The sequence below is a fragment of the Rhizomonospora bruguierae genome (assembly GCF_018397995.1).
Lineage (GTDB): Bacteria > Actinomycetota > Actinomycetes > Mycobacteriales > Micromonosporaceae > Rhizomonospora > Rhizomonospora bruguierae.
In genome coordinates this window covers 1-1,094 of the sequence record NZ_BBQH01000154.1, presented here as the reverse complement: position 1 = coordinate 1,094, position 1,094 = coordinate 1, and the positions used below count along the sequence as shown (strand labels likewise).

Below are 1,094 nucleotides of genomic sequence, written 5' to 3'. Positions count from 1 at the left end.
GGCAGGGCGGAGAGTTCGATTTCGGCGACGTTGAGCCAGGATCCGTGCTTGGGGGTGTAGTGGATCTCGAGTCGCTGGGCCAACGCATGCGCTTTGGCTGGTTCGAGGGCCTCGTAGAGTGATCCGAGGGTATGGGTGTTGAGGTTGTCCATCACCAGCACGACCGTGGCGGCGTCGGGGTAGTCGACGGTGAGGAGGTGGTCAACCTCGTGCGCCCAGTCCACCCGGGTTCGCCGTGGTCGGGCGATGACGCGTCGGCGGCCGGCCAGGGGTTCGACCCACACGAAGATCGAGCACGTTCCATGGCGCACGTATTCGGAGTCCTCTTTGCGGTCACGGCCGGGTGCTGCGGGGATCGGGGCACGGGCGTGCGCGAGGAGCTGGTAGGGCTTCTCATCCATGCACACCACCGGCACCGCAGGATCGTGGGGGCGGGCGTAGACGTCCAGGACGTCTTCCATCCGGGCGGCGAACTCACCATGGGCTTTGGGTGGGATGGTCCAGCACTTCTTCAGGTGAGGACGAAGCGCCCCCTTTTGAGGATCCGGCCGATCGTGGAGTGGTCCAGGTCAGGAATATCATCGATCAACGCGACATGCTTCTCCAGCAGCCGCAGCGACCAACGCGCGTGGCCTTGCGGCGGCGCCGAGCAGGCCAGCGCGATGAGCCGGGCCTCGACCTCACCGGTCACCTTCGGATCCACCGGCGCACTGAGGCGCTTCTTGCGCGTGATGGTCTCCTCGACGTCCCTGCCACGCTCGGCGTAGACCCTCGAGGTCTTCACCACTGTGTCCACGTGCACCCCGGCACGCTCGGCGACTACCTCCTGGGTCGGCACCGGTTCACCGCGTTCGAGACGATCGGGATCGTTCTCGTCCAGTTCCAGCAGAATCCGCGCCCGGCGTACCTGCTGAGCCGGGTAGGACCCCGTACGAACCCGTTTGGTCAACCACTCGCGATCAGCAGCACTCAACACCACCGGACGCGACTTCATCCTCGCCATCTCGACTCGTTCCTAACGGGCTGAGAGGGAAGGAACCCGTCAGGGAACAGCACACCGCAACAACACCGCCGATAAGCGGCGACACGCCACT

General features: G+C 65.3%; 2 protein-coding genes. Both read right to left on the bottom strand.

The annotated features are described in order from the left end of the window. The coding region (locus tag KJS59_RS30595; protein WP_249715190.1) for an IS630 family transposase at nt 1-497 on the bottom strand (497 nt) is incomplete at its 3' end. 14 nt (nt 498-511) lie between these two features. Continuing rightward, on the bottom strand, nt 512-1,003 hold the full coding sequence (locus KJS59_RS30590) for a helix-turn-helix domain-containing protein (RefSeq protein ID WP_213457469.1): 492 nt from the start codon (nt 1,001-1,003) through the stop codon (nt 512-514). Nucleotides 1,004-1,094 lie beyond the last annotated feature (91 nt).